We start from the raw sequence: 14,279 nt of genomic DNA on the forward strand, positions 1-14,279 counted from the left end.
GCGGCGCGATCAGCGGAAAAACACCCGATTGCGGCCATGCTTTTTCGCGTCGTAAAGCGCGGCGTCGGCGTTGTAGTAGAGGGTTTCAAAATCGCTGCCGGGCGCGCAATAGCTGACGCCCAGGCTGGCGGTCACCAGACGCTCCGGCAGCGCGTTAAGCGGCGAAGCGTTGAGCGAGGCGAGAATCGCGCCCGCTACGATCACCGCATCGGCCAGCCAGGTATTGGGCAGCAGCACCGTAAACTCTTCGCCGCCGATCCGGCCGATACTGGCAAGCGGCGGGAGGTTGCGCTGAATGCGCGCCACCATCTCACAGATGACTCTGTCGCCAACCGGATGACCATGCTCGTCGTTGATGCGCTTGAAGAAATCGATATCCAGAATAATCAGCGCCGCCGACGAGCGGGCCAGCGTCTGCGTAATGCGCTGAATAATGGCGCTGCGGTTCCAGACATCGGTCAGCGGATCGTGCGTCGCCTTATACTCCAGCTCGCGCGCCAGCTGCGCCAGGCGTTCATTGGCGCGGTTAAGCTCGCGTTCGGCGCGGTCGCTGCGCGAAATCATGCGCCAGGTTTCGCGCATCAGCCGCTGATAGTGCTGGTTTAACTGCTGCAGCGCGGCGCGGTAATCCTCCGCCTTCAGGCTGGGCTGCGCCGCCACGTCGCTGGCGCGGTTGAGCGCCTGGGTCTCTTCACTGAACAGCTCTTTCAGCTCCATCATTGCGGCGTTTCCGCATGCAGCTGCACCGTCAGCGCGTCGAAATCGAGCTGCAGCTCCTGACCAAACTCTTCCGAAACGTCATCTTCCTCGTCGTAATGCCAGTTCAGCTGAATGGTATTGCCGCGCTGCGCCAGCTGGTTGAACTGGTCAAACAGCCCGAACAGCATCTTGGTGCTGGAGCTGTTGAAGTAGCTCAGCGCGATCTCCACGACGACCGGCTCGTCCTGACGCGGCTGCCAGCTCTCCAGCGCGCTCTGTAACGGGCGATAAAACGCGGCGGCGTTTTCCGGCCAGGATTCCCCTTTCAGGGTAAAACGCTGCGCGTCGAAGTCGAAATCGACGTGGGGCGTGCAGTCGGTGGCGGCAAGTTGAATGGTTTGCATAGAGGGATCTTTAATCATGACAGATGGTAGCCTTAAGCCAGAAAGCGGAGAATTCGCCAGCTTCCAGCGGACGCAGGTCATACTCCAGCGGTTCGCTGACGTCGCGCGCCAGGGTTAACAGACCGATATTGGCCCCTTTGCTCCAGGCGGGGCTTTCCGCGCGCAGACCATGGCGATAGGCCTGTTTAATCTCCTCGCTGCTCATTACGCGCAGCGATTCCAGATTGTCGCGCAGCCGATCGCAGGCGTCGTGATCGACCAGGTTGGTGCTTTCCAGCGTATATTTTCCCGCATCATAGCGTAGACAGACCGAACCGAAGCGGTAAAGCTGCTCCTCATGGGGCAAGGCGCGGCTGTCCTGCGAATAGCGCAGGATATTCTGTGCGATTTCGACAAAGCTGGAGAAAAGACGGCGGCGTACTTTGGCGGACCCTTCGTGATTCTCCAGAAACAGCCTGACGACTTCGCCCATTGCCGTAATATTCTGCGGCGAGAAAAAACCTGTGTATTGAAGCGCGACCAGACTCTGCGATCCGGCGACACAGGGCGCTTCCCTCAACGACCCGTTGTTCATACTTTTCCCGGTGCGGTTAATAACGCAGGCCGAACCAGGTCACATCGTCGCGACGCGCCTGATTGCCCTGCCACTGTAAATAGTCCTGCTGAAATGCCTGCGACAAAGCGGGCATCGGCAGATGCTGATACTGGGTAAGCAGCCGCTGAATGCGCTTTTTACCGAACATGATGTTGCGTTCGCCGCCCAGCTGATCGCTTACGCCGTCCGTAAAGATAAACAGCATGTCGCCGGGATGCAGCGGCAGCACATGTTCGCGCCACACATAGGCTTCCGGCGTATCGGTATAGCCGACGCCGACGCGATCGCTGTTGAGCGAGATGGCACCGTCGCTGACCTGTCCCAGCAGAAAGGCCTGGGTGCGTGCGCTGGCCCAGCGCAGCTGATGCTGTTCGGTATCCACCGACAGCACCATTGCGTCGCAGCCGTCGTTCGACAGCGAGGTTTGCTGCGACGCGCTCAGCTGGCCGAGGGTGCGTTTTATATGGTGGTTCAGCGCCTGCAAAATAGCGGCGGGCGAGGCGAGATCGCCTTGCTTCATCGCATTCTCCAGCGCCGACTGCAAGATGACGGTCATAAACGCGCCTGGGATGCCGTGGCCGGTACAGTCGGCGATCACCGCCATCCAGCCGGTCTCGTGGCGGTGAAAGGCGTAGTAGTCGCCGCCGACGCCGTCGCGCGGCTGCCAGTGCAGACACCAGTCACTCAGCATGCGATCCATCAGGCGAGTGGAACGATCCAGCATGGCGTCCTGGATCACGCGGGCATAGTCAATGCTTTGCAGGATCTGCTGATGCTGCTGCGCCTGTAGATCCGACACGCGGCGGATCAGATCGACGCCTAATCCAATGCCGACGTAACGCTCCTGCTCGGTAAGAATAAAACCGTCCGCAACCGATTTGTCGCCGTTCTCTACTACCTGCTGCGCGACGCTCTCCAGAGAACTGTCGATATCGATCACCAGCGGGAACTTGTCCATAAAAGCGATGCAGCTTTTTCTGTCATACAGTTCGCGGAAAAAGGGACGCGCCATCTGCGACAGGAAAATATGGCGGTTGATCATGCCGAAGGGCTTGCTCGCTTCGACCACCGGCAGGCCAATCAGATCCTTATGCTCCGTAAACAGCGCCATCACTGCGGCGTTGTCGGTATCGGGCGTGACGAAAGGAACGCTGATGCAAAGCACGCGGGCGCTGTAGCGGCTGGAGGCGGACGTCATCGCCGAAAGGCTGTCGGGCAGCTGCATGATGACCAGAACAGGTTGGTTAAGATTAATCCTAGATTAAAGGCGCTTGATGACGCTTTTATGTCAAAAAAGAAGGCGGATAAAAAGAGGGGGTTTATCGTGTGCTAAGGCAAATTCCCACGGAAAAGCCGGCAAATGCCGGCTTCACTGACTACTACTGGCTCAGGGTTTCGGTGACGTGGCTGATGGCACGCACCACTTCCGACGAGCTGTCGCGCAGCTCGCTGATGACGTCGCCAGCCTGCTGGGCCAGTACCACGCCCTCATCGGCGCGCTTCATATTGGACGCAATGCCCTGCAACGCTTTGGTCGCCAGCAGCTGATTTTGCTGCATCCGGCTTTCGATCTCGCTGGTGGCCTGATTGATATTAGCCGCCAGCGTGCGCACCTCATTCGCCACCACGGCGAAGCTGCGGCCGTGTGTGCCCGCGCGCGCCGCCTCTACAGCAGCGTTAAGTGCGATCAGGTTGGTTTGATCGGCGATGCGGCGAATGCTGGCAACAATCTCACCGATACGATCTGAGGAGTCGCTGAGATCGGAGATATCGTCTGAGATGCCATGCAGCTCGCCCGCCAGCGCGTTAATCGTCTGCACGCTATTTTCAATCACGCTGGCGCCGTGACGGGTGCTCTCGCGGGTCTGCAATGCCGTCTTATAAGCCTGCTGCGCGGCGTCGCGCTCCTGCTGGTTTTTCTCGACCTGGGCCGTCACGTCGGTGGCGAACTTCACCACCTTATAAAGGATGCCTTCAGCATCAAAAACCGGGTTATAAGTCGCGCGTAGCCAGACGGTGCGGCCCTGTTTATTCACGCGCTGGAACTGGCCGGAGATAAACTCGCCGCGATTGAGCTTTTCCCAGAACGCTTTATATTCGGCACTCTGGCGCAGCTCCTCGGAGCAGAAGCGGCTATGCGGCAGGCCGATTACCTCATCGGCGCGATAGCCCATGGTGTTGAGAAAGTTAGCGTTCGCCTTCAGCACTTCACCCTTGAGGTTGAAGGTGATAACCGCCATCGAGCGATCGATGGCGGTAGTCATGGCGCGCTGCTCCTGAGCGTCGATAATGCGCGCGGTAATATCGGTGGCGAGCTTAACGATTTTTACCACGCGACCGGCGCGGTCTCGAACCGGCACATAGTTCGCCTCCAGCCAGACCGGACGGCTGTTTTTCGCCAGGCGTAAGTACTTGTCGCTAAAGCTTTCGCCGCGCTTCAGGCGCAGCCAGAAGTCACGGTATTGAGAGGACTGCACAAAGTCGGCGGTACAGAACAGGCTGTGATGCTGACCGATAACCTCGTTCAGCGCGTAGCCCATCCGGTCGAGAAACAGCGAGTTAGCGTTAAGAATGATACCTTCCGGCGTGAACTCGATCATAGCGATAGCGCTGTTAAGCGAGTTAAGCGTCGCCGAAGGGCGCGTTTGTTTTTGCCACGCAAGGCGTGACAGAAGACCTGATGGAATAGTGGAAAACATGGTGCACCTTATTATGAGTATGAAGTGTCGCTATCGTTATCGGCAAAACTGGTGAAAAAGTCAGCGCAGCGGTGCGCGAGTGCACGTTTTTTTATCAGCTGTTTGGCGGGTTGCTATAAAACTCAGCAGTCAGTGACAATTTGATGAAAAGCGTTTGACGCTGCGAGGGCATTAAGGTTTAATGCGCCCCGTTGCCCGAATAGCTCAGTCGGTAGAGCAGGGGATTGAAAATCCCCGTGTCCCTGGTTCGATTCCGGGTTCGGGCACCACAAATTAAAGAACCCAGCCTTATGGCTGGGTTTTTGCTTTTGTGCGGAACCCGTTATCGAACAGGTTCGATAGCCTCGCCGCCTCCCTGCGGCTCGCCCTTGCGGGTTTGCCGCGCGGGCGCAACAAAGCAAAAATGCCCTCGGCATTTTGTCCGGGTCGGGCACCACAAATTTGAAACCCTCGCTTCGGCGGGGGTTTTTGCTTTTGTGCGGAACCCACCGCAGCTAACGCGCGCGTATGCCCGGCAGCACTACCACCATCCCCAGCGCCAGCGCGGCAAAGCCCAGTAACGCTGCGCTTGCGCCCAGTCCGGCAGAGGCTAAGCCAAACAGCGCCGAGCCTGCGACCTGTCCGGCCGCCAGCATAAAGAAGGCGACGCCAACGCCCGATGCCGTCGAGGCGGGCGTGGCGGCCGCGCCATAGACCAGCAGCACGCCGGAAAGCGTCACGTAGCCTGCGCCGCCCAGCGCTACGGCGGGAAAAAGCCACCACGAAAAGCCATCCAGGCTCGCCAGCAGCAACAGCGGCAGCGCCATACAAATTTGTGACAGACGATAGATTTGCACCAGGCTGAGCGCGCGTCGCGCCACGCCGGTCAGCGCGCCCGCAATCCCCGCGCCGCCGCTTATCAGCCAGAGCAGGCTGCTGGCGCGCGCATCCAGGTGAAGGTGATTACGCAGCATATCCGGGCCAAAGCTCCACCAGGCCGCGCTGGCGGATCCGCTAATAAAAGCCACGATCGCCAGACGTATCAGCGATCCTTGCCGCGCAAGATCGCGCCAGCCAGCACGATCTTGCACTCTGGCGCGACGATCGTTGGGCAAATAGCGCCGCGCCGGAACTAAACAGATCAAGGCGAGCAGCGCAAAGGCGACGCAGGCCGCACGCCAGCCGCCGGGCAGCATCAGCAGCACCGGCACAGACAGCATAATGCCCGCGCTGGTGCCGGCATTAATCGCCGTATTGGCGGACTCCTGCTGCGCAGGCGGTAGCGTGTCGCCGACTGCGCTGGCGATGGCAGGTGAGGCGACGCCCGCGCTCAGCCCGGCGATAAAGAGTCCGGCGGCGAGCATCAGCGGCGAAAAAGCGCAGGCGAGCAGCAGCAGGCCGCCAGCGGCGCAAAGCGCGGCGAGATAAGCCGAGGCTCTGGCACCAAAGCGTGCCACCAGCCAGGGCGCGGCGGCGGTGGAGAGACAGTAGGATATATAGCTACAGGCGGTGACGATCCCGGCGAGATGGATGCTGAACGGAATTTCCTGCATTACCGCAGGCATCATCAGGCCCCATGAAAAGCGCGCCATACCGTAGGTGACGGCAATCAGGGAAAAGCCGGTGACGCCCAGCGCCACGGAGGATCTCACGACTGCTCCGCGCGCGGCAGCAGCCGCTCGGCGGCATCGCCCGCGTGCTTCGCCGCGTCCGGCCCCAGCATCAGCGCCGAGATCACCGCTCCTTCAAACAACATCCAGACCGCATTCGCCATGCGCTCATCCGGCACGCAGTCGCCGATATAGCGGCGCAGCGCATAGCGATAGTCGAGCGCATGCGCTGCCAGCATCGGCTCTTTCTCCGCATATTCGCCCCAGGCTTTGATGAAAAAGCAGCCCTGCGCCCCATACTGTTCCGTCCATTCGCCAAGGGTCTCAAACAGCCGTCGCAGCGCCTGCGGATGCTGCGCAGGCGGGAGATCGCCGAAAAAGCGCGCCCGGCGCGCCGCCATCACGCTGAGGGTCAGCGCTTCGCGCGAGGCAAAGTGATGATAAAGCGTGCGCGTCGAGACGCCCGCTTCCCGGCACAGCTGGTCGGTGCTGGTGGCGTGAAAACCGTTGGTATAGAACAGCCTTTCAGCCGCCTGCAAAATATCGTCGCGTTTGTTCATACTATTAAAAGTAAACCGATCGTTTTACTTTTGCGTAGTGGCACAGACGATTTATTTTTTGGGCGGCGCGGAATTCAGCCGAGGCAGCGCAGATAGCGCGCCCCGGAGCGCATAACGACCTCCTTCGCCTGCTGCGTCACATCCTGTCCTTCAAACGCGCCGTAAAGCCGCGAAAACGCCAGCGCGTCGCAGCGGCGCAGCATCTCGCTCACCGTCGCGGCGGAGAGCGGCAGCATATTGGGGTAGCTCCACATAAACGAGACCGCATCTTTCCCCGGCGCGACCTGAATAATATCGCCCGCCAGCACTACGCCGCCGTTGGCTTTCCAGTGCAGCACGCTGCCGCCGGCGAAATGGCCCCCAAGCCGCACGATATCAACCTCCTCGTTTAACGGCAGCGTTTCGCCCTGCCAGAACTGAATGGCGGGGCTGCTGCGCATGACCCATTCAGCATCATCAGCGTGCAGATAGATCGGCGCATTAAATTCCGCCGCCCAGTCCTGCATGGTGGTGTAGTAGTGCGGATGCGAGATAGCGATGGCGGAGATACCGCCAAGGGCATGGATGAGCGCGATGGTGGCGGGATCCAGGCTGGCGATGCAGTCCCAGAGAATATTGCCGCCGCCGCTGCGCAGCAAAAGGGCGCGCTGGCCAATGGCGAAGTTCGGTACGGTTTTAATGCTGAGCAGACCCGCCTCAAGCTGCTGCCATTTGTTCTGATGACTGCGGGTTAGCGTGGCGAAATCGGTCCACTGCTGTCCGGCGGCGGGCACCCACTGCCGTTCGTCCTCGCAGATTTTGCAGCGCTGGGGCGAGACCTCGGCATATGACGTGCCGCATGTGGCGCAAAGTTTCATTAGTACCTCCTCCTGGGTTAACCATGCTCTGACTATAGCCTCTGGCCGCGCAGAGGAATGATTGTCCTGCAAAGAGGGGAAATATGACGCGCTGCCGCTGAGTATGCGGAAAGCTCGATTTAAACCGGATAAAATATTGTGGTTGAGCGGATAAAGCGCGGCTCATCACGTTTCCAGCGCTTCTCTTTACAGAAATATCCGCACAGGCAAAATACATCTTATTTCTCAACGTCCGCGTGCCATGTCTGACGAAGCGTTACGCCAGCAGATACAGATTTTGAAAAAGCATAATGCGCGGCTTAAGCGTATAGCGCATGACGCCCGCAGCAAGCTCGACGCAGCGCTGGACGGCACCGGGCTCTGCCTGTGGCAGCTCGATATTCCCAGCGGCAAGCTGGTGATCTTCAACCGGCGCTGGGGCGCGATGCTGGGCTATCAGCCAAAAGAGAGCAAAGCGCTCTTTTCCGAGTGGAAAGAGAGCCTGCATCCTGACGATGCCACAGAGGTGCTGAAAGCCTTCTACGACCATATCAACGGCAAAGCGCCTTACTATGAGGCGCTGCACCGGATGATCGCCAAAAACGGCAGCGTCACCTGGGTGCTGGATCGCGGCCGCATCAGCGAATGGGATGAGCAGGGCAGGCCGCTGAAGGTAACCGGCACCCATATTGATATGACCAAAGAGAAACAGTACGAATCGCAGCTGGCGATGCTGGCGAATCACGATCCGCTGACGCAGCTCGCCAACCGCCATGCTCTGCGTAACGCCTATAGCCAGATGCGCAAGGAGAACGCGCTCTGCGTCGCCTTTATCGATCTCGACGATTTCAAACATGTGAATGATACCTTCGGCCATCGCAGCGGCGACCGTTTGCTGATCCAGCTCAGCCAGCGTCTGTGTGACGCCTGCCCGGAGCCGGTACTGGCTGGCCGACTGGGCGGCGATGAGTTTGTGCTGCTGATGCCGTTTGGTCAGGATGATCCTCGAGTGGCGCAGGTTGGTCGCGCCTGTCTGGAGGCAGCGCTCACGCCTTTTGAGCTAGAGAACGGGACGGCGACCATCGGCGCCTCTATCGGGATTGTGCAGGTGCAGCCGAATGAGGGATTCAACGCGGCGCTGAGCCGCGCCGATGAGGCGATGTATCGCATTAAGCGCAACGGAAAAAACGGCGTCGGGCTGGGATAACCCGCCTGGTCAGCCGGTCAAAACGCGAAGCAGGTGCCGCCTGGCGTCACTTCCGCCCTTTTATTTCTTTTCTTTAAAGCCTTTTGTCACGCGGTATTAATCTGTTTTTCAGTAAGCGCGTCAGCAGCACTATTCACAGCCAGACCAGCTACAGCGTGCCGTAGCTGGCAGGCAACAGGGTGCTTCGCAGCGTTATTTAGTGGCGATGGCTGGAACATTACAAAGGCTCTGCCAGGCTTGATAGCGGAATATCTTCGGCAAGCTGCCCAGGATTTTCTCACAATTTCCGATCGCTAAAATGCCTTAACGTCTTATCAAAATTTCTGCTTTAGGTTTCACCTCGCGTCCAGGTTAGCTTGATTAACAAGACACAACCTCACTGATAACGGAGACCAGATATGAGCACCTTTACGACAAAAGATGGCGTAAGCATTTACTTCAAAGATTATGGTAAGGGAGAGCCGGTGCTGTTCAGCCATGGCTGGCCGCTGGATGCTGATATGTGGGAGAGCCAGCTGGTTCACCTGGCCGAGAACGGCTACCGGGCGATCGCGTTCGACCGTCGTGGTTTTGGTCGTTCCGATCAGCCGTGGGAAGGGTATAACTACGACACCTTCGCCGACGATATCCACGGCCTGATTGAGCATCTGGGGCTGAGTGATATCACGCTGGTAGGTTTCTCTATGGGCGGCGGCGACGTAACGCGCTATATCGGCCGCTACGGCACAGAAAAAGTAAAAAGTCTGGTGCTGCTTGGCGCGGTCACGCCGATCTTCGGTCAAACCGCCGACCATCCTGAAGGGCCGGAAAAAGCAGTCTTCGACGGCATTATTGCCGGGCTGCGTAAAGATCGCGCGCAGTTCATTAAAGAGTTCGCCACGCCGTTCTATGGACTTAACGCCGGTCAGACCGTTTCCGACGGCGTACTGACGCAGACGCTGAACATTGCGCTGCTCGCTTCGCTGAAAGGCACTATCGACTGCGTTACCGCCTTCTCGGAAACCGATTTCCGCGCCGATGTGGCGAAAGTGGACGTGCCGACGCTGATCATTCACGGCAGCAACGACCAGGTTGTGCCGTTTGAGGCGACTGGCAAGCTGGCGCACGAGCTGATCGCCGGTTCAGAGCTAAAAGTTTACGATAACGGCCCGCATGGTTTCGCCGTCACGCATCAGGAGCGGCTCAACCAGGATCTTCTGGCATTTTTACAACAGCATTAATGCTGTTTTCTGTAAATCTCACTGCCAAACGCCCTTAAGGGCGTTTTTTATTTTTACGCCAACGCCTTTATAGCGCGGGATATAAAACAGGGAGTAAGGTTTTCCTGGAATCCGCCTTCTGATTATTTATTAGTCATATCTGACAGCTTCAGCAATAAAATAACTTTTTTAGCCGCTTCGTTTTATTAACTATTCACGGTTCGCTTATTTATTGAGGAATTATCTTATTTTGCAGCGAAAAGTGATCGTTTTATGATCAGCGGCTTCGCTTATAAAAATTTTCACTCCTTTTTTACCGCTCCGCTTAAATGATCCCATTCGTCCAGAATATCGGTTAAATAGACTCGTTTTCCGGTGTTATAAGGATAAATAAGGCATTGCCCTTGAGGTTTTTTACACGCTGATAACGCGAACGCATGATTTCCTCCAGAAACAGTTGGCTTGTTGATTTGTTTGCTGCTGCGGGTGCTTTTGTTAAACACAAAGACACGGAATACTTGATTCATTATTTTTAAAAGCTACATTTAACGCTGCGCTATCAAACTTGATGAAGCGTAGGCTGTGATATTTTTATTATTAATCCTTAAGAGGAACACAGTATGTCTCAATATCGTGGTGGAGCTGGAAACTTTGCGGTTGATCGTGAACGAGCAGCGGAGGCGGGTAGAAAAGGCGGCCAGAAGAGCGGCGGCAATTTCAAAAACAACCCAGAACGCGCTATCGAAGCCGGGAGAAAAGGAGGCAAGATTAGCCGTCGTGGCTGAAATATCAGTAAGTTAGATGGATAAGCTGTCAACATTTGACCGCGAGTGAGTCATATTTTTTCTCTTTTAGTTCTCCTTGCGAAACTTCCCTGACAATAGCATGTTCCTGTCTTTTTTTAAGAACCAGGATCGCCCTAATTAAACCGGACCAGGCCTGTTCCTTGTCCGGTTTTTTTAAACTCTGTTTATAAAAATGTGAAATTCACAAGCTTTAGTTTCAGATTTACATCTCCTGACATTGAAGACTAAAGCAATTCAATCCTGTCTTAATTTATACAACAACATGGTAAGTTGTACAATTATTCCGAGCGGAATAACAATTAAGTTGTACAACAACTATGAATAAACTCTTGGCTAACTCTTTGGTATAAATAGAAAAATGCATTTTGCATGCCACTTTTGCATAAGAGGCGATTAATTTTTTTAGATATTCACGCAAAAGCTGGACAGACTTTATTGGTAATGAAGGAAAGAAATTGCCAGAGATGGAGACCATCTCTTTTCTGCATCTGAAGAAAGGAAAGGTCTCGTACAGCGGTCAGCAGTTTGTAGCAGGAAGGAGAGCAGGCGGTCTCCATAGCGTTTTAGCCACAAGGAGGCAGCATTACACTTGCTGCTCACGGCTGCCAGGGCGTCACGGTTGGTTATTACCTGTTCCTTTAAATAAAGGTGGTCTCAGAAGCGTGCAATGTGAATAAGAAAGAAGCAAAGAGCATAGGTAATCTAAAAGATAAATTCAGATATCACGCCAATTACCGCGAAAGTATGTACTTACTATACTTTAGAGATTAAAGGTAAGGCGCTGGCCCTGATGAGCCAGCGGCATCATTAAGGCGTGGCGGGCTGCCAGGTATTGAGCGCTTTAGCATCAATGCGCTTCGGCAGGAGTTTCGCATCATAGAAAGCGTCCGCGATAGTTTGCTGCTCCGAGAGATCGCTTTTCTTCACCGGTACGACCTGATAGCTGCGCTGCGCGTTGGCTTTCTCAATGGTGGCTACCGGCAGCTTGCCCCATAACGGTGAAAGCAGCGCGGCCGCATCGGCAGGATGCGCTTTTAGCCAGGTAGCTTCCTGCGTCAGTGCCTGGTAAACGCTATTCAGCACCTGCGGATGCGCGCTGGCATAAGAGGTAGAGGCGAGGTAGTAGCGCTGATAGCTCGCCAGTCCTTCGCCGCTCGTTAGCACGCGTGCATGCTGCTCTACCTGCGCGCTGGTAACGTAAGGCTCCCAGGTGACCCATGCCGCTACGCTGCCATTCTCCAGCGCCGCGCGTCCGTCAGCGGGCGTCAGCCAGGCCGGGGAAATGTCGCTGAACGTCAGCCCCGCCTTTCTGAGCGCAGCGATCAGCAGATAGTGGCTGCCCGCCGCTTTAGTGACGGCTATTTTTTTCCCTTTAAGATCCTGTAGCGTTTTTACCGGCGAGTCGGCGGGCACCAGAATCGCCTGCGCCTGCGGCGATGGGGTTTCACGCGCATAGTAAGTGAGGTTTGCCCCCGCCGCCTGGGCAAACAGCGGTACGGTATCCGCTACGTCGGCCGAGAGATCGATGTTATTGAGATTAAGCGCTTCCAGCAGCGGCAGCCCGCTCGAGAATTCATGCCAGCTCACTTTTACCCCCTGCGCCGCCAGGGATTTGTCGAGATCGCCGCGCTGTTTGATTAGCGTAAGCAGCGTCGAGGATTTCTGGTAGCCGATACGGAGCGTTTCATCTGCGTGCGTAGAGAAAGAGAAAAGGGCAGTGAGCAAAAGCGCACTGCCCGACAACAAGCGGAAAGGTTTCATAGGCGTTTCCTGGGAAGGTTAATCATCAGATGATGATAAAAGCGCGTCAGGGACGCGCTAAACGCCTTTTTTGCATAAGCTTTGCGGCAGAGTGGGAAAGGGCTAGTTCGCCATCAGGTGGCCATACATCGCCATCAGACGACGCGTCACGCCGTTGGTCCAGCCGAAGCCGTCCTGCAACGGGTATTCGCCGCCGCCGCCGGGACGCGCGCGATCGCCGCTAATGTCATATTTCTCCACCAGCTTATGGTGCAACTGATAGAAATTGTTGACCGTCGTTAGCCAGTTCACCGCGATTTCCGTCGCCAGCGTCTCTTCACCATACTGATTGAGACCGATTACCGCCATCCACTGTAGCGGCGCCCAGCCGTTGGGTTTGTCCCACTGCTCGCCGCTTTCAACCATAGAGGCGACCAGTCCGCCGCTGGTCAGCAGCAGCTGGCGCAGCGCGATAGCCTGAAGATGCGCCTGCTTCGGCGTTGCGAGGCCGACAAACAGCGGCACGACGGCAGCGGCGGTAAACGCGCCGAAGCGCTCGCGTCGCCAGTCGTAGTCACGATACACGCCCGCCGTACTGTCCCACAGATAGCGGTTAATGGCGCGCTTACGCGCTTCGGCTTTTTTCTGCCACGCCAGCGCGGTCAGCTCCTCTCCCTTGGCATGAGAAAGCGTAGCGATCATCAGCTCCAGCTTGTAGAGAAACGCGTTCAGGTCGATCGGGATAAACTGCGTCGTACGGATGCTCGCCAGACGCTTAGGGTCGCGCAGCCAGCGAGAGGAGTAATCCCAACCGGATGCCGCGCCCGCACGCAGATCGCGATAAACTTCGCTCGCCGGACGGCGAGATTGACGCGCCGTCTCGACATCCTCAATCCAGGATTCATCGCGCGGCGTATCGCGATCGTCCCAGTAGCGGTTCAGCAGCGAGCCGTCGGCCATACGCACAACGTGGCGATACGCCTGACGCGGCATCAGCGCGCCCGCACCATCCATCCAGAACTGATACTCTTTCATCAGCTGGTCGAGATAGCGTTTTGCACCGCGCACACCATCTTCTTCAAACAGCTCTACCATCAGCGCGAAGACCGGCGGCTGCGAACGGCTCAGATAGTACGTACGGTTGCCGTTGGGAATGTGGCCGTAGTTATCGATCAGCCATGCGAAGTTATCCGCCATATGACGCAGCAGATCGTCGCGCCCGCTCTCCGCCAGGCCGAGCATGGTGAAGTAGGAGTCCCAGTAATAGGTCTCACCGAAGCGGCCACCAGGCACCACGTAGGGTTTCGGCAGCGGCAGCAGCGATGAATGCGGCAGATGCTGCTGCGGCATTTTAGTTAATACTGGCCACAGGGCATCAATATGTTCGTTGAGCGTTTTATCCGGGTTTGAAACGTAAAAACTTTCATTTATCGCCGGTAAATAAAAATGGTCCGCCACAAAGCGCGCCAGATCGAAATCACGGCTGCGTTTCTGACGACGATAACGCATCAGCACATCCAGCGGATCGTATTTAGGCGAGCAGTCTGGAAAGGTTTTGCTGTCTTCGAAGATGCGCGACATCTGCACATGCTCGAACAGTTCCATGTAGCGATCGGCAGGCGTGAGCGCATCTGGCGCCGGTAAGCCTTCAATCAGCTCCGGTTCCGGCTCGTGATCCTGCATACGATCTAGCTTGAGCTCGTGGGGATCGTATTGATACTCAACTTCCGCCCCTTTGCGAACCTCATCGAATGCGTTGAGTTGCTGGCGATAAGTATTAATAGCGGCCTCCTGGAGTCTGAGGGTTTCATAAAAGAAAAATTATAGACTTATGGCTGGCCCAAACAACAATGCAGAATATCTATGAACGTAATAAAAATTGTCTATCAATAGGTTATTTAGCGGAATTGCTCTGGTTATCAAGCAAATAACGCGCGCTCCTGAA

At 56.4% G+C, this 14,279-nt stretch carries 13 protein-coding genes and 1 tRNA gene; 4 read left to right on the plus strand and 10 right to left on the minus strand.

The features are described from left to right. Nucleotides 1–9: 9 nt before the first annotated feature. The 5 genes from MHZ89_RS15900 to MHZ89_RS15920 form a co-directional block, all read right to left on the minus strand. Nucleotides 10–720 (minus strand): GGDEF domain-containing protein, encoded by a 711-nt coding sequence (locus MHZ89_RS15900; protein ID WP_120454691.1) that lies wholly within the window; start codon nt 718–720, stop codon nt 10–12. Beyond that, a complete protein-coding gene (locus tag MHZ89_RS15905; RefSeq protein ID WP_311783826.1) occupies nt 717–1,103 on the minus strand; it encodes a DUF1987 domain-containing protein in 387 nt (128 codons plus the stop codon). Before MHZ89_RS15905 ends, MHZ89_RS15900 begins: the two co-directional genes overlap by 4 nt. Nucleotides 1,104–1,113: 10 nt before the next feature. After that, nucleotides 1,114–1,677 carry a SiaB family protein kinase gene (locus MHZ89_RS15910; protein WP_311783827.1) on the minus strand — a complete coding sequence of 188 codons (564 nt, stop codon included), beginning with the start codon at nt 1,675–1,677 and terminating at the stop codon, nt 1,114–1,116. A gap of 16 nt (nt 1,678–1,693) precedes the next feature. After that, nucleotides 1,694–2,923: a SpoIIE family protein phosphatase gene (locus MHZ89_RS15915; RefSeq protein WP_311783828.1), complete on the minus strand. Its 1,230-nt coding sequence runs from the start codon at nt 2,921–2,923 to the stop codon at nt 1,694–1,696. A gap of 154 nt (nt 2,924–3,077) precedes the next feature. Further along, nucleotides 3,078–4,397: a PAS domain-containing methyl-accepting chemotaxis protein gene (locus MHZ89_RS15920; protein WP_311783829.1), complete on the minus strand. Its 1,320-nt coding sequence runs from the start codon at nt 4,395–4,397 to the stop codon at nt 3,078–3,080. Nucleotides 4,398–4,590: 193 nt separating this feature from the next. Here MHZ89_RS15920 and MHZ89_RS15925 point away from each other — a divergent pair. Beyond that, nucleotides 4,591–4,666: transfer RNA gene (locus MHZ89_RS15925), tRNA-Phe, on the plus strand. 225 nt (nt 4,667–4,891) lie between these two features. On the opposite strand, the gene MHZ89_RS15930 is transcribed toward MHZ89_RS15925, so the two are convergent. The 3 genes from MHZ89_RS15930 to MHZ89_RS15940 form a co-directional block, all read right to left on the minus strand. Further along, the gene (locus tag MHZ89_RS15930) at nt 4,892–6,028 is read right to left on the minus strand and encodes an MFS transporter (protein WP_311783830.1); all 1,137 of its coding nucleotides are present in this window, start codon (nt 6,026–6,028) and stop codon (nt 4,892–4,894) included. Then, on the minus strand, nt 6,025–6,546 hold the full coding sequence (locus tag MHZ89_RS15935; protein ID WP_311783831.1) for a TetR family transcriptional regulator: 522 nt from the start codon (nt 6,544–6,546) through the stop codon (nt 6,025–6,027). The genes MHZ89_RS15930 and MHZ89_RS15935 overlap by 4 nt, the downstream gene beginning before the upstream one ends. 74 nt (nt 6,547–6,620) lie before the next feature. Next, a complete protein-coding gene (locus MHZ89_RS15940) occupies nt 6,621–7,403 on the minus strand; it encodes an MBL fold metallo-hydrolase (protein ID WP_311783832.1) in 783 nt (260 codons plus the stop codon). Nucleotides 7,404–7,644: 241 nt separating this feature from the next. Between MHZ89_RS15940 and MHZ89_RS15945 the strand changes: the two genes are divergently transcribed. The 3 genes from MHZ89_RS15945 to MHZ89_RS15955 all read left to right on the plus strand — a co-directional run bounded on the left by MHZ89_RS15945 (nt 7,645) and on the right by MHZ89_RS15955 (nt 10,573). Then, complete coding sequence (locus tag MHZ89_RS15945; RefSeq protein WP_311783833.1) at nt 7,645–8,589, plus strand: sensor domain-containing diguanylate cyclase; 945 nt, start codon at nt 7,645–7,647, stop codon at nt 8,587–8,589. 398 nt (nt 8,590–8,987) lie between these two features. After that, a complete protein-coding gene (locus tag MHZ89_RS15950) occupies nt 8,988–9,809 on the plus strand; it encodes an alpha/beta hydrolase (RefSeq protein ID WP_311783834.1) in 822 nt (273 codons plus the stop codon). A 599-nt stretch (nt 9,810–10,408) separates the two neighbouring features. Next, nucleotides 10,409–10,573, plus strand: coding sequence for a general stress protein (locus tag MHZ89_RS15955; protein ID WP_311783835.1), 165 nt, complete (start codon nt 10,409–10,411; stop codon nt 10,571–10,573). A gap of 828 nt (nt 10,574–11,401) precedes the next feature. Here the strand turns inward: MHZ89_RS15955 and MHZ89_RS15960 are convergent. Both MHZ89_RS15960 and MHZ89_RS15965 read right to left on the minus strand, forming a co-directional pair. Beyond that, the gene (locus MHZ89_RS15960; RefSeq protein ID WP_311783836.1) at nt 11,402–12,355 is read right to left on the minus strand and encodes an aliphatic sulfonate ABC transporter substrate-binding protein; all 954 of its coding nucleotides are present in this window, start codon (nt 12,353–12,355) and stop codon (nt 11,402–11,404) included. 102 nt (nt 12,356–12,457) lie between these two features. Then, nucleotides 12,458–14,116 carry an alpha,alpha-trehalase gene (locus MHZ89_RS15965; protein WP_311783961.1) on the minus strand — a complete coding sequence of 553 codons (1,659 nt, stop codon included), beginning with the start codon at nt 14,114–14,116 and terminating at the stop codon, nt 12,458–12,460. Nucleotides 14,117–14,279 lie beyond the last annotated feature (163 nt).

This window comes from Pantoea sp. ACRSB (assembly GCF_022346905.1).
GTDB lineage: Bacteria > Pseudomonadota > Gammaproteobacteria > Enterobacterales > Enterobacteriaceae > Pantoea > Pantoea piersonii.